Below are 17,427 nucleotides of genomic sequence, written 5' to 3'. Positions count from 1 at the left end.
TCGTATTGTGGACTGCAGCCGTCTCAGTAACTGCAGCCGGTTGTCATATGGTATCATGTCTGAAACAGATTTAATATATCACCGGTTCTGGTCGTATATACGTCGCTTTCACCGACGTGGTGACCCATGACCTACGCAATTCCCGTTCCCGCGCCAACGTCGTTCGCTCGCTGGCTGTACAGCGGGCGGTCGGCCATCGAACGTAGCCTTGATGCTACGGTCGAGTATGCACCCCTTATCGGGGAACGGGCTGCCGCGGACACCCGCTCGGTGAAGATTCCGTTCGTGGCACCATAGACCGGTTCGCCGCCGTGGGACCGGCGTCCCACTCACGGACGCCGCACTGCGGCGGCGATTCGATCCGGCTCACTGTCGAGTAGTGAGGCTCCGCTTCCCGGTCGGCCCACCGGCTCAGATAGGTTCACACCGTCCGGTGTGGCCTGTCGGCGTGTCGGGACTCGCCCCGGAGCCTGTACTGTGCCGTGTAGCTATCTCGCTGTCCAGCTGTCGGGTTCCCCATCGTCCCGGTGTGGGAATCCTGTACCGGCCGCTCCGGGCCGGACGTACATGCCCGCCACCCGTGCGGTTCCCGACCGACGCGACTCGACTGGTGAGTGCCCTCGTGGCCCGGTTCGACCCCGGCCGTCGGCGTTATGTCGCTGCAGGCGACCCCCCCGACCGAGGTATCGGCCGACGTATCACTGCGCGTTCCGCGTGGCGGGTCCGAGACCCTCGCAGCCGGTGTCGCCGACGTCCTCGCGGCCGTCGACGGCGTCGAAGACGTGGCCGTCGACCGCGTGACCAGCGTGCGGCCCACCTGGACCGATATCCGAGTCGACGCAGATGTGTCGCTGACGATGCAGGTCGACGGCGACCGCACTGAACTCCTGCAAGAAGGGTTCGGCGTGATGGCGGTCAACCGCGTCGACGTGACCGGTGATGCGTAAGTCCCGCCTTCCTCCATCGTCGCTGTCTTCCCGAACATTCCAGACGGATCCGGGCCTCCGCCCGGTGCAGGTTCGATTCCTGCCGGGAAGTCCACACCCATGCATCGAATATACCTCGCCGCCGTCATCGGTAGGCGGCGACGCGACTCGAAGAACAGAACCCGGTCACGCCGCACTCGGCGGCTGTAGCCGCCGGGGCCGGTCACAACCGGTACCCTCGCTTGCGGTCACTGTGAGCCGAGCCTGTAAGATACTGGCGCACGAAGCGGTATGTATGACCGTCCATACGTCCGACGACCGGTGGCTCAATGCGCCAGTCGAGACGGTGTTTGCGTTCATGGACGAGCCGTCGAACCAGGCGGCCGTCACGCCGAGCCTGACCCGCGCCGAGCGCATCGAGCGGTTGCCGAACGCCGGGAACCGTGCCGCCTACGAGTATACCATGTTCGGACTCACGTTTACCGGCGAGGTGCAGGCGTCGACGTACGAACCGCCGGCGCGAATTGTCTACGAGATGCATGGTGACCTGACGGGACGCATCGCCTGGTGGTTCGAACCCGAGGACGGCGGCACGCGCCTCACTTACGCGGCCGATTACGAGGTTCCGGGCCCACTCCCAGAGGCGCTCCTCGCACCGCTTATCCGGTGGTACAACCGCCGGGAGGTGCGGCGGCTGCTGGACAACGTCGCCGAGGCAGTCGAAGGCAAAGCGCAGGCCACTACGGCGTAACCCTACTCGTCGGTCCAGAGGGCGTCTGAGAGCGTCCGCTGGACCGCTTCCTCGCCGACGGCCGTGGCGAGTGTCTCGAACCCGTTTCGCTCGACGGGGTCCTTGGCGTTCGCGACCAGTCGGGAGACGATGAACTCCGGTGTGGATTTTCCGACCGTGCCAAACCGAGGCTGGTAGTCGACCTGCAGTTCGAGGTCCTGATTCAGCCCTTCAGCGAAGATGCCGTCGACGCGGGCCTCTGTGGGCAGCGGTTCCAGGTCGTCCGCGAGGTGCGTGACGAACACGCCCAGCGCGTCGCGGTCGACAGTCAACGTCACGAGTCCGTGGAGGAGGTCGGCGGCGGAGCCGGGTTCGGTGATGGCCTCGAACTCGTCGACGAGCATCAGCGTCCGGTCGCTCTCGGTCAGCGGCGGCACGACAGAGCGCAGCGTCGATTCGAGGACGCCGGCGTTGAACGAGGCGTGCCGGCGGTGGAACACGACGGTGTCGACGACGCTCACCTCGGCGGCGTCGGCGGGCACGGGCAGCCCCATCTGGGCGAGCAACTGGACCTGACACAGCGTCTCCAGCAGGGTCGTCTTCCCGCCGGAGTTCGCGCCAGTGAGAACGGCCACCCGGTCGCCGCTGGGCGGTCGGTTCGCCCGGTCTAGCTCCAGCGTGTGGTCGCCGATGGCGTAGGTGACCGGCTGGACGCTCTCCACGTCGGCGATTGTGAGGTTGCGGGCCCGTTGCACCGCGATAGTCTTGCGGCCCTCGACGAAGGTGGGGCGGGTCAGGTCGAACGCGATGGCGAACCGGGCCAGCGACACCGAGAAGGCGATGTCGTCTACCGCCTCGACCGCGGCGTCGATCTCCGCACGCGCATCGGCGAGGTCGTCTTCCAACCGGTCGGCGACCGCCTGCTCACGTTCTTGCACGTCGCTTCGTAGCGCGGTCCGGAGTTCTCGGAGCGCCACGTCGACGAAATCACGGGCATCGGTTGCTTCCCGCGGCATCGCATCGCGCACCCTGGCGGCGTCGATGCCCGTCTCATCCGTGACGTGGCGAACGAGGGCGTCCTGGAACTCGTCGGGCCGCCGCGCACCTTCCTGCACGGCCTCGACGACCTCCATCGAGGCGGCCGCGAGGTCTTCGATTTGCCCCAGCTGGTCGCGCAGGCGGTCCAGTCCCTCGTCGGCTCCCTCGCCGACGGAGTTACCGTCGCCCGCGAGGCCGGCGAGAGCTGCCCGGCCGGCCGACAGGGACTCACCGTCGATAGCCGCCAGCGGCTCGAACACACCGCTCTCGATGCCGGTGTCACGGAGGGCGAGCGCCACGTCGACCGCGGCCAGTTCTCCTCCGTCCGCGTCGAAGGCATCGAAGGCGTCGAGGACGGCCCGCTGGTCCTCGTCGGCGAGGCCGGCCCACGTGTCCCGCGCTTCGAGCACGTCGTCCAGCCGCTCGTCCATCGCCTCGCGGGTCGGCAGCGGCGTCAGCACCCGGATGCTGTCGGCCGCAGCCGCCGTGACCGCGTATTCCTCGGCGAGGTCAAGCAGTTCCTTGTACACGTCGCGGGTGTCTCTGGTGGCGAGCAGGCCCATCGATTCGGCCCCGGTCGCCCGCCGGAGGATGCGCGTTGCGCGCCCCCGAGAGAGGCCAGCCGTGGTTAGCGCTCGTGTATCCGCCGACTCGATTGCCTCGATGGCCCGCTCGACGCCCAGCTCCTCGGTGAGCAGTTCGGACGTCTTCGGGCCGATGCCCCAGTACTCCTCCAGTCGCATGCACGGGTGGAGAACGGCGGCCCGCTTAGGCGTTTTCAGTCGTCGGACTCGTCGTCGATACTGAATCGCTCGTGCAGCGGCCCCGGCTCTCCGCGGGCTTGCCGGTCAGCCCGTCGGGCGGCGCGACGCGCGATGAGCGCGCCCAGTGCCGCCGGAATCGCCAGACCGAGCGACACGAGCGCAGTCTGCTCGGAGACGACTGATGGGCCATTCGACAGGCAGACCTCATATCCCACTACGACCACGACGACGGCTACACCGGCGACGACGAGGTACAGCCCGCGGGCCAGCACCTCGCTGGGATTGCGAAGCCGAGAGAGATATGCGGCCGGGACGAGCCAGCCGGCCAGCAGGACGCCGACGGCCACGGGAAGCGAGAGATCGCCGACGAGGATGACGACCGCGTACAGCACGAGCGGCGCAATGGCGATTCCGAGCGAGAGGCCAGTGAGCGTGACTGCCCACGTCGGCGCACCGGAGTCCATCGACTCAAGCGTCTCGGTCAGGCGCTCGTCGAGCATCTCGGTCTGTTCGTCGGTGAGCAGCGTCGCGTCACAGTGTGGGCAGGTCATCGCGGTGGGTTCCAGCGACTCATCACACTCTGGACAGGTGGGAGCCGACGCGTCACGCCACTCGGTCATGCTTCCCTTTGTGCCCCGAGTGGTTTGAGTGACCCGGATAGTGTCAAATACACAGAACTTGGTCGTTAGATGCTATGATACTAAGCCACAGCATTGCACGACCAGTGGAGTAGAATGCGCTGTCTTTGCGGTGTGTTTCCGGGCCGTAGTATCAGTTGGATGATAGAAAGAAATAATCCAGTACAGTCCAACCAAAGCATATGGGGAGCGTTGACATTCTACATGTCGATGACGATAAGGGGCTTGCTAGCCTGACTGCCGACCTCCTCGAACGCAAGGACAGTCGGTTCAACGTGGAGACTGCTGCAAGCGCGACAGAGGGGCTACAGCTACTCGACGATTTCTCCCCTGACTGCATCGTTTCCGACTTTGAGATGCCCGGTATCGACGGACTTGAGTTTTTACAAGCCGTCCGGGCGGAACACTCCAAACTCCCGTTCATTCTGTTTACTGGCCGAGGAAGCGAAGAGATCGCAAGCGATGCGATCTCTGCTGGCGCAACTGACTACCTACAGAAACAATCCGGAACTGATCAGTACGAACTACTGGCCAACCGTATTAACAACGCTGTCACCCGGTATCACTCGGAAAAACAGCTACGCGAGACCAAAGAGGAGTACGCCGCTGTTTTCGAGAACGCGCGGAACGGACTCCTGCTTGTTGATGTCGAGCAAGACGGGTTTCGCTTCCGTCGGTGTAACTCACGGGTTCAGGAGTTTACCGGACTTGCAGAGTCAGAACTTATCGGTAAGACCCCACAGGAGGCACTCGGCGACGAGAATGCCAGAGCGGTCGCCGGCGCGTATCGGAAATGCGTCGACATGCGAGAAACAATTTCATATACGGTGACCCTTACTCATCCGGTCGGCGAAGTCGTCCATGAAGTCAATACCACGCCGATTATCAGAGACGGTGAGGTCGAGCAACTCGTCGTCGCGTTTACCGACATCACCGAACGGTACGCCCGTGAGCAGGAGTTACGCGAGGAGCGGGCGGTCATTCAACAAGCGCTCGACACGCTCGATGAGCCACTGTTCGTTACAGATACTCATGGCACCCTCAAGCACTGTAACCGCCGCGCACTCGAGGCTACTGGCCACACCGAACAGACAGCCGTTGGAACGGCGATCACTGACTTGTTTCCTGACGACGAGCGGGAGATGATTACTGACGCGGTTGACAACGCACTCCGTACTGGCCGAACGACTGTCACGGCCAGCCTTCGACTCGACAGCGGTCAGCGACAGCCATACAAGTTCCGCGCCCACTCTCTGACTGATCTGGATAACAACATAGCGGGGCTGGTCATACTCGGTCAGGATGCCCTTGACACCTGATCGATTGGGCAACTGTCGCAGATACCAGTCGGTATCGACGGCTCTATGTGCTGATGGGCCGCCACGCGCAGGCGCCCGTGTCCGTCGATACGCAATTTCTTCGCCCCGTATCGCCCTGAACTTTATACTATATGACGGTTGAATTGCACACTACCAATGAAAGACGTGCTTTCCAGAATCGGCATCGGGTCTGCTACGGTGGACACGGTCTTGCCGGAAGATTCCGTCAGAGCCGGTGAGTCCGTCCGTGGCGAAGTTCACGTTGAGGGCGGCTCGACGGACCAGGATATCGACGCGATCTACTTCGCGCTGGAAACTGAGTACAGATCCGACGAGGGGTACAAGGACGCCATCATCGACCAGTGGCAACTCACCGAGCCGTTCACCATCGAGGCGGGTGAGGAACGTCGCTTCGAGACGACCGTCCATATTCCCCGGGTGACGCCTGTAACGACACGCTCGACGGCCGTCGAAATCGAGACCGGACTCGATATCTCGATGGCGGTCGACCCCGGTGACGAGGATTACATCGAGGTCGAACCGACACACCGCACGCAGGCAGTGTTCGACGCGCTCGATTCGCTCGGCTTCTCGCTCCATGCCTCTGCCTGTGAGGCCACAGCCGGGAGTCTGTTTACCACCTCGACGAACTTCGTTCAGGAGTTCGAGTTCCGGCCACAGCGCGGCGAGTTCGCGGAGCAGGTCGACGAGGTGGAAGTCGTCCCGGTGTTCGACGACAGCCATCTCACGGTGTATCTGGAGGTCGACCGCAGCGCCGGACTGCTCTCGGAGATGACCGACGCCGACGAGCGACACACGAAACTCACGATAGAAGCGCCTGAGCCTGCTGCTATCGAGCCGCGACTCGCGGAAGCGATCCGGGAATTGAGCTAGGCTGCTGGCGTACGCTGGCCCTCAACCCCAGAACGACTGGGTCCGCGCGTACTCTCGCTCCTGACGAAGGATGTCCCGGTAAAACTCGTCTTCGTCCTCACGCAGATGATTGATGATGCGGGCGGCGTTGTGCGGACCGACGCCGCGGGCCGCCAGCGCGACCACCGCTTGCTTCCCGTGACTCTGGACCAGCGAGGCTGAGCGGTAGGCTCGTTCGGTCATCTTCTCCTGCTCCTCGTCCTTGTCATCGGTCCGGACGGCCGAGACGACTTCCTCGGCCCAGGGATTCAGCGCGGCGATGCGGGTCGAGCCACAGTGCGGACACGACGGCTGGTCGCGCACGCGCTTGACCTGCTGTTTTCGGTCCCACTCTTTGCAGTGTAAACACATGAGGATGACACGGTCGCTTTGGATGCGCTCCCTGACGGTGTTGATGACGCTCGCGTCGGCGTTCTCCGGGGAGAGCAACTCCCGCCCGGAGGAGCTACCGCCGGTCCCGATGGGCGTGTGCTCACCCACTGTTTCGAGCGCTACGTCGCCGCTCTGGATGTCTCGGAGAAGGTCGGCCGTCGCCTCGATGGCGAGGTCCTCGTGGCGCACTTCGCGCAGGGCTTCGTCGTACATCGGCGTGTCCTCCAGCGCAGCGAGCAGACGGTCGCGGCCGAAGTCCGTCGACCCGCGACCGCGCCAGCGCTTGAGCGAGCCGAACTTCGTCGCTACCTGTGCAAGCTTGAACTTCAGCGCGTCGGCGTTTTTCAGGCTGAGTTCGATAAGCGCCGGGAGGTGGTCGGGGTCGGTGTCCTCGATGACTTCGATGACGTCGCCGGCGGTGATTCGTCGCGGGACTTCCAGCGTAATCCGGTAGGGGTCGACCTCCATCGCGACTGATTCGCCCGCTCGCTGGCCGAGCAGCGCCGAGAGGATCCGTCCCAGCGTCTCGTTGATTTTGTGCCCATAGCAGGCATTGATGATAACTTCCCGGCCGTGGAACTCCACCAGAATGGTCGTGTCGTCGGGAATCGGCCCCTCGTGTTTCTCGACCTGCGAGAGGCCGTCCGCGACAGTCTCCGGGCCGGCGGCGTAGCGAGTCGCTACGTCTCTGGCGACGGCGTCGGTGTCCGCGCCGTCTTGGAGTTGCCGGCCGGCCACGCGGCGGAGTTCGCCGACCTCCACGGCGACGGCCCTCGGAACCGGAATTTCCTGCCCGACCCACGATGGCACCTCACCGGCGGGGTCCTCGATGGGCGAGACGGTCACGATCTCCTCCTCCTCGTCGATGTTCGTGATGCGCCACATCTCCCCGCGCTGGACGAACACCTCGCCGGGCGTGGCGAAGTTGACGACGAACTTCTCATCGAGGGTCCCGACCTGCTGGCCCGAGGCTACGTCTTCCACGTCGTAGGTGGCCTCGTCAGGGATCATCGAGAGGTTCTGATAGAAGTACTGCCAGGTCCCGCGGCGTTTCTCTAAGGTGTCCCGGTCCTCGTCGAGCCAGATGACGTTGTTCGCTGCGAGTTCTTCGACGACCTGCTTGAACTGGGCCTCGCCGAGATCACGGAACGGGTACGCGCGGGTCAGTATCTCGTAGGCCCGCATCGCCCGGATTTCGCCGGTGTCCATCACTAGCCCGGCGACCTGGTTAGCAACGGTATCGAGGCTGCCATCGTGTATTTCGGCCGGTTCAACGTCGCCAGCTTCGGCCTGTCTCGCAATCGCCAGCGCCTCCAGCGTGTCGTCGGTGTCGGTGGTGACAACCGTGCCCGAGGAGACGAGGTCACGCCGGTGGCCGGCCCGGCCGACCCGCTGGACGAGACGGGACACCTGCCGGGGACTGCCGTACTGGACGACGTGATCGACGTGGCCCACGTCGATGCCCAGTTCCATCGAGGAGGTACACAGCAGGGCGTCGAGGTCGCCGGCCTTGAACCGGTCCTCCACGTCGATACGGGCCTCCTTCGACAGCGAGCCGTGGTGGACGCCGAGATCGGTTCCCAACTCTTTGAACCGCGAGCCCAGCGCCTCGGCTGTCTGTCGGGTGTTGACAAACAGCAAGACGGACTCGTGGTCATCGATGAGGTCCGCGATGTAGCGGACGTGACTGGCCGTTCCAGCGTCGGTGACGAGCGTGCTCGACAGTTCTTCGTCACGGTCGGTAATCTGGGGCCGGACCACCTTGATGTCCAGTCGACTGCCGATGTCCACTTCCACGATGGCACACGTCCGGCCGCCGGTGAGAAACCGGCCGACCTCGTGTGGGTCGCCGACAGTCGCCGAGAGTCCGATGCGCTGGAACTGCCCGGACAGCTCTCGGAGCCGTTCGAGTCCGATGGTCAGCTGCGCGCCGCGCTTGGCCGCGGCGAGCTCGTGAACCTCGTCGATGACGATATGTTCGACATCTGCCAGCGCAGTCCGGAGCTTCGACCCGGTAAGCATCGCCTGGAGCGTCTCGGGCGTAGTTACGAGCACGTCCGGCGGGTCGTCGGCCTGCTTCTGGCGCTGGTAGTCCGTCGTGTCGCCGTGGCGAACATCCACTTCGAGGCCGAGCGTTTCGCCCCACCAATCCAGACGCTGGCGCATGTCGCGGTTAAGAGCCCGAAGCGGCGTGATATACAGCGCGCCGATGCCAAAACGGTCCTCGGACTGTGCTAATGCGTCGAAGACCGGCAACATCGCCGTCTCCGTCTTCCCGGTACCGGTCGGTGCGACCACCAGCGCGTCCCGCCCGTCAGCCAGGGTCGGAATTGCTTTTCGCTGTGGGTCGGTCGGCGTCGTGAAGCCGCGCTCTGAGAGCGCACTGCGGACGGCCGGACCGAGTGCGGTAAAGGCGTCATCGCCGCGAGCGACCCCGTCAGTCATCGCCCCTTTCTAGCGACTACACCGGGTTAAACACGTTGTGTCACATCGTCTCGTCCGCTGTCGGTAACCGAAGGACTGCGGGCGTTGCAGGGGAATGGCGGGTACAACCTTATGTCGTTGCACAGAGACATGTGAAACCATGACTGACGCCTGTGCAACTGCGACCGGTGATGGCCCGTGAACACGCTCGATGAAATTGAACGAGCGGTGAAGGATACGGCGCATTACGTCAGCGGGAACCTGGCGAACTACGCCAACAGAGCTGCCGGCGAGAACCCGAGCGGGGAACAACAGGTCGGGGGCGACGTGTGGGCCGACGACCTGTTTTTCGACGCGCTCGCACACATCGACGGTATCGGCGCGTACGCGAGCGAGGAGCGCAGCGACGTAGTCGACTGCGGCGAGGGCTACAGTATCGCTATCGACCCGCTCGATGGCTCCTCGAACCTCGCCTCGAACAACTCCGTGGGGACGATTATCGGTGTCTACGACGCCGAACTGCCCGCGGCGGGCCGGGAAATGGTCGCGTCGCTGATGGTACTATACGGCCCATACACGACGCTGACAATCGCACGGTCCGACCGCGATGTCGTTCAGGAGCACCTCCTCCGGGACGGGCACAGCGAGCGCTGGGGCCAGTTCGAACTGCCAGCAGAGGCGACGGTAGTCGGGTTAGCGGGCAAGACCGGCGAGCGAAGCGACGCGTTCAACGACATCGCACAGTCCTTCGAGCGGGACCTGAAGCTCCGCTACGGCGGCGCGACCGTCGCCGACCTGGCGCAGGTGCTCGAATACGGCGGGCTGTTCGGGTATCCGGTGACGTCGGGGTATCCAAACGGCAAGCTCCGGGTCCACTTCGAATCAGCGCCGCTCGCGTACCTCGTCGAGGCTGCCGGTGGGGCCTCAAGCGACGGCTCGAAGTCCCTACTCGACGTCGAACCGGACGGTATCCACGACCGGACGCCGACGTTCCTCGGCAACACCGAACTGGTCGACGAACTCGAAGCGGACCTTTCAGAGACGTAACCGAGCCCAGATGTCCCCCACAGCCTCGGGAGATAGGCGACCATCGAACTATTTCTCCGTAGATTCAGAGTATGTATCTCGACGAACCGTTCGATTTCTGTCCATTCTGGACGGAGTGACCGTGGGAAAGTACGCGGGGTCCGGTGCTGCAACAGAGCGGCACCACTCCCTATCGGCGAGCCACGGGAGAGATCCGTCGCTCAGTCAGGGGTAGCAATGCCGAAACGGCTGGTTCGACACACGCACTGTAAGCGAACGACGACTAAGTGTGTCTCACTGTAGACTGGCCATCTCTGATCAGAGCTGTTGATGTTCAAGCCTTCTGGCGCGCCGATGACGAACTACCGTTCCTTTTGGTTGGCCTAAATCCGCAAGGCATATGAACTATTTAGGCAACCCTAAAGATATGGGCTGTACTATCATTCAGGTTGTTTCGCGGCCGAGAAAGGGGTGTCGTCATGGCTACTGAGACTTCAACCGGGTCGGGCCCAGCCAGTCGCCGGGAGAGATGGCTCTGGTGGGTAGACGGGCAGTTAGCTACGGTTTGTCTTGGAAGTGTTCTCATCATCCTGGCGTGTGGACTTGCTCAGGTCACCTTCGGCGCGTACAAAATGACGGTTTCACAGGCCTGGCAAACTGTACTTGACCCAGATATACTGTTCAACTTTGAAGTCATGAAATCACTCTTTTTCGGGGAACCTGTGCATGGTTTGAGCAGCAGTGGGTCAATTATCTGGAACGGTCGGCTGCCGCGCGTGTTCGTTGCTATCCTTGTCGGGATGAACCTCAGCGTTTCGGGAGCGATATTCCAGGCAATCACGAGAAACGAGCTGGCCAGTCCATTCATCCTCGGCGTTTCTTCGGGTGCGGGACTGATGATCCTCGTTGTACTGGTCGTCTTCCCGGGAATGCTCATGTTGCTACCAATATTCGCCGCGGTTGGTGGTGCCGGTGCGTTCTTGCTTGTCTATGCGATTGCATGGAAAAATGGGACTTCACCGGTGCGTCTAATACTGGCGGGGACTATCGTCGGGACAATATTCGGCTCAGTTCAATCTGGACTGTTCTTTTTCGCGGAAGACATCACAATAATTCAGTCTGCGATGCAGTGGACCAAGGGCTCTCTGGTTGGAGCAGGGTGGGCACAGGTCCGGATGGCGTTGCCGTTTACCGGAATCTGTATCCTGCTCTCGCTGGTCAGTTCTCGCCAGCTCAACGTACTCTTGCTCGGAGAGGATACGGCAGGATCTCTTGGAATGAACGTTGAGAGAGTTCGGTTTGCGATGGCAGGTATAGCGGTGCTTTCGGCCGCTGCAAGTATCACTGTAGCGGGGTTAGTCGGGTTTGTCGGACTGATCGTTCCACACGTAGTTCGCAACATTGTCGGAAGTGAGTACAAGAAACTCATTATCGGCTGTGTCTTCGCCGGACCGGCAATGATGGTAGCTGCCGATGTCGGTGCCCGTTTAGCGCTAAGTCCTGTCCAGATTCCGGTTGGAATTGTAACCGGTCTTATCGGGGGACCGTACTTCCTCTATCTGATGCGAAAGAAGGAGAAATTGGGTGAACTCTGACATCATACAGGCGGCACGCTCCGCCGACCGAATGGTCGCACTCAGAGACGGACCGGTTCGTGCCCGAGGAGATCCCGACGGAAGAACTACTTGAAGAAGTGGTTCGGATTGGTGCCACTGTCTCGCCATCCAAACACACTCCAGATATCACTCCTCGCGACCTCCCAGTGAATCTGAATAGAAATAGAATTTGTGGGCTGGTCGGGACAACGGAAGCAATGACATGCGAAGGGGTTCTATCTACTTGGTCTCGATTGTAATCTTTCCAGACAGCTAGAATAGAAGAGACTAAGTCTTTTTAGGCTAACCTAAAATATATGCCGTGCGACGATAACAGCCACGAGAGAACGACTCGACGGGAGTACCTGACGTATAGCGGTGTGATCGCCACTAGCGGTTTGTTTGCAGGCTGTGCTGCAAGTCAGAACGCAGGGGTAGATGACACGCCGACCACAGAGGCGTCAACACCGACCAATACCGTAACAGGAGCCACGACATCCACGGCGGGCGACTCGTACTCGGTGAGGATGGCCCCAGTCGGAACAGTGGAGTTCGATAGTGTCCCTGAAACAGCGGTCCTGATCTCCAACAATGTTGCCGACCATCTTGTTGCTCTTGGTCAGCAGGACCGAATTATCACCCTCGGATATCCCGAGGAGTACTACACTGGATTTTATGACGAGTTGCCGGGTGTCGAATTCGAGACAGGCGACCTTACACAACTTCTGGGCGGGTCGTTCTCCAAGGAGCTGTTATACGAGTTGGATGCCGATGTCCATCACATCGATCCAGTCTTTCGAACGCAAACGAACTCTTTGTCGCAAGCTGCTATTGACGAAGTCGAGCGAAACGTCGCTCCGTTCTTCAACAACTGGTACAGCCGTGCTCACGGATATCAAGGGGACCAACCATATAGATATTATTCACTCTGGGAACTCCTTGACAAGTTCGCACAGGTATATCAGGTACGTCAGAGAAGTCAGGCGCTAACTCGCGTTCGGAATAAAATGGTGGCGGAGATACAGGCGGAACTACCGCCACAGAAAGACCGGCCGCTAGTTGCGCTTGTAACTTACAGTCCAACAAAAGACACCTTCCGACGTCACAAGCTGAACGGTCCGGGATGGGGGAAAGCGCATACTCGACCTCTGGGTGCGAATGGGGCGTTTGAAGATATGGAACTCGCGGACGGTTCGGGAAGTTTCTCCATGGAGGCGATGGTCGAAACTGATCCTGACGTGGTCATCTACAATCACGAGTGGGTTAGTCCCGGTGGCCGTTCTGAGAAGTTCTTAGCGCTCAGCAGCCACCCGATTGGGAAAAACATCACGGCTGCTCAGAACGACCGGGTGTATCTCGGTGGGACGACGACTCAGGGGCCGATTTTCAATCTCTTTCAGATCGAGCTTACGGCAAAACAGATTTATCCGGATATCTTCGGTTCCCCCCCTGAACCCGGTGAGTCCGTTCCGGAGAGCGAACAGATGTTTGACCGGCAGCACGTCGCGGACATCATCAACGGCGACGTCTAAAGGAGACGGCTGCCACTCCTACCCTCCGGCCTGCTGTTTTATCTATCACACATTTACCGGGAATTTGAGCCACACATCGAAAACCACTCCAAGGTTGTGTCCCGCTCAGACCTGCTGGTAGGCCCCTAACCGCGTGCCATCGAGCAGGAACGCCTCGGCATCCGTCATGCCCTCGGGCAGGAACGGGGCGAGGAACTCCTGGCCGTCGACGTTGACCCACGTCCCCCCGGAGCGGTCGTTGAAGGCAGGAAAGACGACGATATCCGGCGCGTCGTCGACCGGCTGGTCGAACTGCTCGGCAAAGGGATCAGTCGCCAGCGAGCCGCGGAGCCAGGCCCGCTCTTTCTGTGCGCCGCCGACGCTGTCTTCCAGTCGGACGACCGGGTGTTCGTGGCCGACACAGAGAACGTCGGCTTCGAGCACGTCCGGTGCGGGCCAGGTGTGGCCGTGGGCGAACCCGACCGAACCAATGCGGGTCCCGTGTCCCGGCGTCACCTCGATATCGGCGGGAAGGTCGGATAGGACCGGCTCCAGACTGCCGTCGTGGTTCCCTTTCACCAGCGTCACGGGCACGTCGAGTGCGTCGAACAGCGCCGCGAGTTCCGCCCGCTCGTCTGCGAACGGGTCGCCGATGGCGTGGCCCAGGTCGCCGATGACGACCAGCCGGTCGGCGCGGGCGCGGTCAAGACACGCCAGCAACCGCTCCCGACGGGCCTCGGCGGCCGACTGGAGTTCGACCCCCTCGTATCTGAGCCCCGCTTCGATGCCGGCGTGATAATCGGCTACCGCCAGTAGTCGCTCTCCGTCGGTGTCGACTGTGGCCGCTGGAACGCCGGGAAGCGGTTCGACGCGCATCGCTCCTGTGTTAGCCGTCGGGCGAAAAAAGCACCGCGGCTCGATCCCAGAGCGCTCCCGGAACCGGCTATGAGCCGTCGTTCGGTTATATTGGCTTGAGCTTGCCGTCCTCGGGCTCGTAGCAGCGACCGCCCATCAGCGCGTCCTGGATGGCGTCTTCGACGGCGTCAGCGTCCGCGCCGTAGCGGCCCGCGACCGTCGAGCGGAGTTCCTCGCGGTCGGCCCCGCTGCCGTCGTCGAGTTCGTCCATGACTTCCATAGCGGCGTCTTCGAGGTCCACGTCCTCTGTGGCGTCCTCGCTTGCGGAGTCGCCGGCAGTGGTCTCGTCGGCCGCCGCGTCGGTCGCAGTCTCGGGGGTTTCGGCGGGAGCGTCGCTGGTGGCGGCGTCGGCGTCCGGTTCGGGGGATTCATCGCCGGCGGGTGCGCCCGGAGATTCGGGGGCCGGTTCGGCGTCGGCGGCGTCTGCGGGTGCCCCTTCTTCGGCCGCATCGGCCAGTTCCTCGGGGTCCGGCGTCTCGATGTCGGCCTCGCCGGGCTCGTCGACCTCGGTCCCGCTCTGGAAGTCCGTGCCGTACTCCTGTTCTATCTCCTCGCGCTCGTCCTCGTCCAGTTCGAACTCGGTGTCGAAGTCGCCGAGGTCCTCGTCCGCCCCGGGTTCCGACGACGATTCAGGCTCGTCCTCCACCGTCGAATCGGCGTCGGTCGCCGGCTCGCTCGGTGCCGGAGATCCGTTCACGGACTCACTCGGTGTGGGCGTCGTGGGCGCGTCCTCACCCGCGGAGTCGCCGGCGGTCGTCTCGTCGGGTCCGGCGTCGGTCGCTGTCTCGGGTGTTTCGGCGGGTGCGTCGCTCGTAGCCGCGTCGGCGTCCGGTTCGGGCGATTCGTCGCCGGCCGGGGCCCCGGCCGACTCTGGGGCCGGCTCGGCGTCGGCGGCGTCTGCGGGCGCACCGCTCTCGGCCGCGTCGGCCTCGTCGGCCGTCGATGATTCGATATCTGACGCTTCGGCCGTCTGTGCGCTCGGCCCGGTCGCTTCCCCGTCGTCAGTCGCTGCCTCCGATGGCGACCCCGATTCGGCCGTCGCGGCGATGTCTTCGTCAGTCGTCTCCGGGGTGGAAGGGTAAGTACCGAGGTCGAGGGAGGCAAGCAGCGGAATCGGGTCGTCAGTCCCGTCGCCCGGTGACAGCGACAGCCCCTCCGCCTCGTCCGTGTCACCGGCGACGACGCGGGCGGCGTCGAGCGCCGTCGTCCGGAGCGCGTCGAGGTAGTCGCCGGTTGTGCCGTAGTGGTCCAGCGCGAGCGTGATGCCGGCCGCGGCGCTCTCGTCGATGCCCTGGTCCAGCAGCGCGAGTCTGAGTTCGTCGCCGGTCAGGCCGGCCTGCTTCGCGCTGGCCAGCTGGCCGATGCGCGAGACGGTCTGCTCGGCAGCCTGCACGACCCAGCGGTCCCGTGTGTCCCCGTCGACCTCGCTGATACTCTCGGGCCGAACCGAGGTGAACACCCGGTCGCTGTCGTCGGGCTGGAAGGTCCGGGCCTTCCCCGTGACGGCGACGAACATCGGCGGGTCGGCGGCTTCGAGGAAGGCCAGTTCGTCGGGCTGGTACTGGCCGGCGTAGACGACGAAGGGGCCGGTCGGGTCCACGACACGGGCGCGCAACACGTCGTCGTTGACCTGTTCGAGCTCGGTGAGGACGCCGACGAGGAACAGGCGGTTGACCCGCGCGCCGGTCGGCGTGACGACGTAGTTCGGCGCGCGCTCCTCGTCGGACTCCGAATACGAGAAGTCGGCGTCATCGAACTCCGCGGCGAACAGTCGATGGGCGACCTCCCGGCGGCCGGGGCCGCTGTCTCCGGATTCGCTCATGTGTCTGCCTCCTGTAGCAGGGTCCGCGCACGCGTCGCCGGGTCGTCGTCGGCCTCGGCGAACGTCGATGCGGTGAGGTTCGCGCCGTACTCGTCGACCGACAGCGACCCGCGGACGACGAACTCGTGGCCGACGATGCGGTCGGCGATGCGGTCGGCGACGACCTCTTTATCCATCGCGTCCCGGGCGTGCTCGCGGGCGTCGTCGAGGTCGCCCCCGTACACCCTGGCGGTCAGTTCGTCGTCCAGCACTGCGGTGACGGTGGCGGTCCCGTCGTCGAGAATCGCCTTCGTCCGCAGGTCGTCCTCGCCCTCAACCGCGCCGTGGGAGCGACACTGCCCGTTCTGGATGACACGGCCACACTCCGGACAACGCTCGATGAGGCCTGAGCCGTCCCGCACCTCGATGACGTTGCCGGCCAGTTCCACGTCGAACAGGCCGCCGCTCTCGACGGCCTCGCGGATGGACAGCCGCGGGGCGTCTTCGGCTACCTCGACCGTGCGGTCCAGCGCGGTCACGGTCGAGAACTCCGAGACGTTCACCGACGGCGCGCCGCGGAACTCGCGGACGAACGTCTCTTCGAGGCGTACGGACGCCCCTTCCTCGATCTCCGCGTGGGGTTCCCAGTCAGTAAAGGGGAGCCGGCCGCTCTCGTCGCCGAGGACGCCGCTGAGAATCGTCGTCTCGCCGTCGCGGCCGTCGATGACCTTCTGCTCGCACTCCAGCACCTGCACCTCCACAGTGATGCCGCGGTCGCCCGGCGCGAGGTCCTGTAGGGCGGCGCGGCCGCCGACCTCGTAGTCGATGTCCAGCGTCTCGTCGACGACCTCGGGGTCGGTGCTGTCGCCGAGGTTCAGCTCGGGCTGGCCGTCCCACTCCCGGACGCCGGCGTTGCCGAGCCGGACGGTCTGGCCGGGCTGGAGGTCGCCCGAGAAGCCGTCCCAGGCGGTGTAGGATATCTTCCCCGTCTCGTCGGCGAGTTCGCCCTCGCGGATGACGTGCTGTTCCCCGTTGTACTGGATGGACCGGCGACCCGACGTGAGCACCACGGCGGTGACTGTCACGTTCGAGTCGTCGGTCGAAACCTCGTTGATGGCCTTGCTCGACGGCGTGTTGTCGCCGCCCGAGCTGCCGTCACCGTACTTCCGTCTGAGGCTCTGCTTGGCCTCGTCCATCGGGACGGAGTAGTTCACGAGGTTCTCCAGGTCGCGTGTGACCTCCTCTTTGTCAACACCGAGGTCGGAGGCGAGCTCCTCGGCATGGTCTTCGAGAGACATCGACTGACGGTTCGACGGGAGCACTCAAAAGCGTTTTCGGCCAGCCTTTGCGGGCATGGCCGTCGACACCTGTTTGAAATCGCCCAAAATTCTTATTTGTGATACTGCAATCTCTCAGTGTATGCTCTCTGACCGAG

At 63.2% G+C, this 17,427-nt stretch carries 14 protein-coding genes; 8 read left to right on the top strand and 6 right to left on the bottom strand.

Annotated elements, in window-relative coordinates; all coding sequences use genetic code 11:
* The first annotated feature begins 126 nt into the window (after positions 1 to 126).
* The 3 genes from DVK00_RS21820 (at position 127) to DVK00_RS16520 (ending at position 1,677) form a co-directional block, all read left to right on the top strand.
* The gene (locus tag DVK00_RS21820) at positions 127 to 297 is read left to right on the top strand and encodes a hypothetical protein (RefSeq protein WP_199722474.1); all 171 of its coding nucleotides are present in this window, start codon (positions 127 to 129) and stop codon (positions 295 to 297) included.
* 356 nt (positions 298 to 653) lie between these two features.
* Entirely contained in the window at positions 654 to 947 is a 294-nt protein-coding gene (locus DVK00_RS16525; protein WP_101350240.1) for a hypothetical protein, read from the top strand.
* 274 nt (positions 948 to 1,221) lie between these two features.
* On the top strand, positions 1,222 to 1,677 hold the full coding sequence (locus tag DVK00_RS16520) for an SRPBCC family protein (RefSeq protein ID WP_121578047.1): 456 nt from the start codon (positions 1,222 to 1,224) through the stop codon (positions 1,675 to 1,677).
* 2 nt (positions 1,678 to 1,679) lie between these two features.
* On the opposite strand, the gene DVK00_RS16515 is transcribed toward DVK00_RS16520, so the two are convergent.
* Together DVK00_RS16515 and DVK00_RS16510 are read right to left on the bottom strand one after the other, a co-directional pair.
* Positions 1,680 to 3,437: a DNA mismatch repair protein gene (locus tag DVK00_RS16515; protein WP_121578046.1), complete on the bottom strand. Its 1,758-nt coding sequence runs from the start codon at positions 3,435 to 3,437 to the stop codon at positions 1,680 to 1,682.
* Positions 3,438 to 3,472: 35 nt separating this feature from the next.
* The gene (locus DVK00_RS16510) at positions 3,473 to 4,078 is read right to left on the bottom strand and encodes a zinc ribbon domain-containing protein (protein ID WP_121537392.1); all 606 of its coding nucleotides are present in this window, start codon (positions 4,076 to 4,078) and stop codon (positions 3,473 to 3,475) included.
* A 200-nt stretch (positions 4,079 to 4,278) separates the two neighbouring features.
* Here DVK00_RS16510 and DVK00_RS16505 point away from each other — a divergent pair, with 200 nt between their 5' ends.
* Together DVK00_RS16505 and DVK00_RS16500 are read left to right on the top strand one after the other, a co-directional pair.
* On the top strand, positions 4,279 to 5,415 hold the full coding sequence (locus tag DVK00_RS16505; RefSeq protein ID WP_121578045.1) for a PAS domain-containing protein: 1,137 nt from the start codon (positions 4,279 to 4,281) through the stop codon (positions 5,413 to 5,415).
* A 156-nt stretch (positions 5,416 to 5,571) separates the two neighbouring features.
* Positions 5,572 to 6,309, top strand: a complete 738-nt coding sequence (locus tag DVK00_RS16500) for a sporulation protein (RefSeq protein ID WP_121578044.1) — start codon at positions 5,572 to 5,574, stop codon at positions 6,307 to 6,309.
* A 21-nt stretch (positions 6,310 to 6,330) separates the two neighbouring features.
* Here DVK00_RS16500 and DVK00_RS16495 read toward each other — a convergent pair whose 3' ends face one another.
* Positions 6,331 to 9,165: a DEAD/DEAH box helicase gene (locus tag DVK00_RS16495; protein ID WP_121578043.1), complete on the bottom strand. Its 2,835-nt coding sequence runs from the start codon at positions 9,163 to 9,165 to the stop codon at positions 6,331 to 6,333.
* Positions 9,166 to 9,342: 177 nt separating this feature from the next.
* Between DVK00_RS16495 and DVK00_RS16490 the strand changes: the two genes are divergently transcribed.
* The 3 genes from DVK00_RS16490 to DVK00_RS16475 all read left to right on the top strand — a co-directional run bounded on the left by DVK00_RS16490 (position 9,343) and on the right by DVK00_RS16475 (position 13,297).
* On the top strand, positions 9,343 to 10,191 hold the full coding sequence (locus DVK00_RS16490; protein WP_121578042.1) for a class 1 fructose-bisphosphatase: 849 nt from the start codon (positions 9,343 to 9,345) through the stop codon (positions 10,189 to 10,191).
* A 458-nt stretch (positions 10,192 to 10,649) separates the two neighbouring features.
* Positions 10,650 to 11,765: an iron ABC transporter permease gene (locus tag DVK00_RS16485; protein ID WP_121578041.1), complete on the top strand. Its 1,116-nt coding sequence runs from the start codon at positions 10,650 to 10,652 to the stop codon at positions 11,763 to 11,765.
* Between the two features lie 317 nt (positions 11,766 to 12,082).
* Positions 12,083 to 13,297, top strand: coding sequence for an ABC transporter substrate-binding protein (locus tag DVK00_RS16475; RefSeq protein WP_121578040.1), 1,215 nt, complete (start codon positions 12,083 to 12,085; stop codon positions 13,295 to 13,297).
* Between the two features lie 105 nt (positions 13,298 to 13,402).
* Here the strand turns inward: DVK00_RS16475 and DVK00_RS16470 are convergent, their stop codons facing one another.
* The 3 genes from DVK00_RS16470 to DVK00_RS16460 all read right to left on the bottom strand — a co-directional run bounded on the left by DVK00_RS16470 (position 13,403) and on the right by DVK00_RS16460 (position 17,290).
* Positions 13,403 to 14,152 (bottom strand): metallophosphoesterase, encoded by a 750-nt coding sequence (locus tag DVK00_RS16470; RefSeq protein ID WP_121578039.1) that lies wholly within the window; start codon positions 14,150 to 14,152, stop codon positions 13,403 to 13,405.
* An 85-nt stretch (positions 14,153 to 14,237) separates the two neighbouring features.
* The gene (locus tag DVK00_RS16465; protein ID WP_121578038.1) at positions 14,238 to 16,013 is read right to left on the bottom strand and encodes a hypothetical protein; all 1,776 of its coding nucleotides are present in this window, start codon (positions 16,011 to 16,013) and stop codon (positions 14,238 to 14,240) included.
* Entirely contained in the window at positions 16,010 to 17,290 is a 1,281-nt protein-coding gene (locus tag DVK00_RS16460) for a Single-stranded DNA binding protein (protein ID WP_121578037.1), read from the bottom strand. The genes DVK00_RS16465 and DVK00_RS16460 overlap by 4 nt, the downstream gene beginning before the upstream one ends.
* Between the last annotated feature and the right edge of the window lie 137 nt (positions 17,291 to 17,427).

This window comes from Haloarcula sp. Atlit-47R (genome assembly GCF_003665985.1).
Lineage (GTDB): Archaea > Halobacteriota > Halobacteria > Halobacteriales > Haloarculaceae > Haloarcula > Haloarcula taiwanensis.
Note: the sequence above shows the minus strand (reverse complement) of the source record. Positions and strands in the feature narration are given on the sequence as shown.

Excerpts from the sequence above, each read along its gene's own strand:
- DVK00_RS16495 (WP_121578043.1), bottom strand. The coding sequence starts at position 9,165 with ATGACTGACGGGGTCGCTCGCGGCGATGACGCCTTTACCGCACTCGGT.
- DVK00_RS16470 (WP_121578039.1), bottom strand. The coding sequence starts at position 14,152 with ATGCGCGTCGAACCGCTTCCCGGCGTTCCAGCGGCCACAGTCGACACC.
- DVK00_RS16520 (WP_121578047.1), top strand. The coding sequence starts at position 1,222 with ATGACCGTCCATACGTCCGACGACCGGTGGCTCAATGCGCCAGTCGAG.
- DVK00_RS21820 (WP_199722474.1), top strand. The coding sequence starts at position 127 with ATGACCTACGCAATTCCCGTTCCCGCGCCAACGTCGTTCGCTCGCTGG.
- DVK00_RS16460 (WP_121578037.1), bottom strand. The coding sequence starts at position 17,290 with ATGTCTCTCGAAGACCATGCCGAGGAGCTCGCCTCCGACCTCGGTGTT.
- DVK00_RS16525 (WP_101350240.1), top strand. The coding sequence starts at position 654 with ATGTCGCTGCAGGCGACCCCCCCGACCGAGGTATCGGCCGACGTATCA.
- DVK00_RS16465 (WP_121578038.1), bottom strand. The coding sequence starts at position 16,013 with ATGAGCGAATCCGGAGACAGCGGCCCCGGCCGCCGGGAGGTCGCCCAT.
- DVK00_RS16500 (WP_121578044.1), top strand. The coding sequence starts at position 5,572 with ATGAAAGACGTGCTTTCCAGAATCGGCATCGGGTCTGCTACGGTGGAC.
- DVK00_RS16505 (WP_121578045.1), top strand. The coding sequence starts at position 4,279 with ATGGGGAGCGTTGACATTCTACATGTCGATGACGATAAGGGGCTTGCT.
- DVK00_RS16485 (WP_121578041.1), top strand. The coding sequence starts at position 10,650 with ATGGCTACTGAGACTTCAACCGGGTCGGGCCCAGCCAGTCGCCGGGAG.
- DVK00_RS16515 (WP_121578046.1), bottom strand. The coding sequence starts at position 3,437 with ATGCGACTGGAGGAGTACTGGGGCATCGGCCCGAAGACGTCCGAACTG.
- DVK00_RS16510 (WP_121537392.1), bottom strand. The coding sequence starts at position 4,078 with ATGACCGAGTGGCGTGACGCGTCGGCTCCCACCTGTCCAGAGTGTGAT.
- DVK00_RS16475 (WP_121578040.1), top strand. The coding sequence starts at position 12,083 with ATGCCGTGCGACGATAACAGCCACGAGAGAACGACTCGACGGGAGTAC.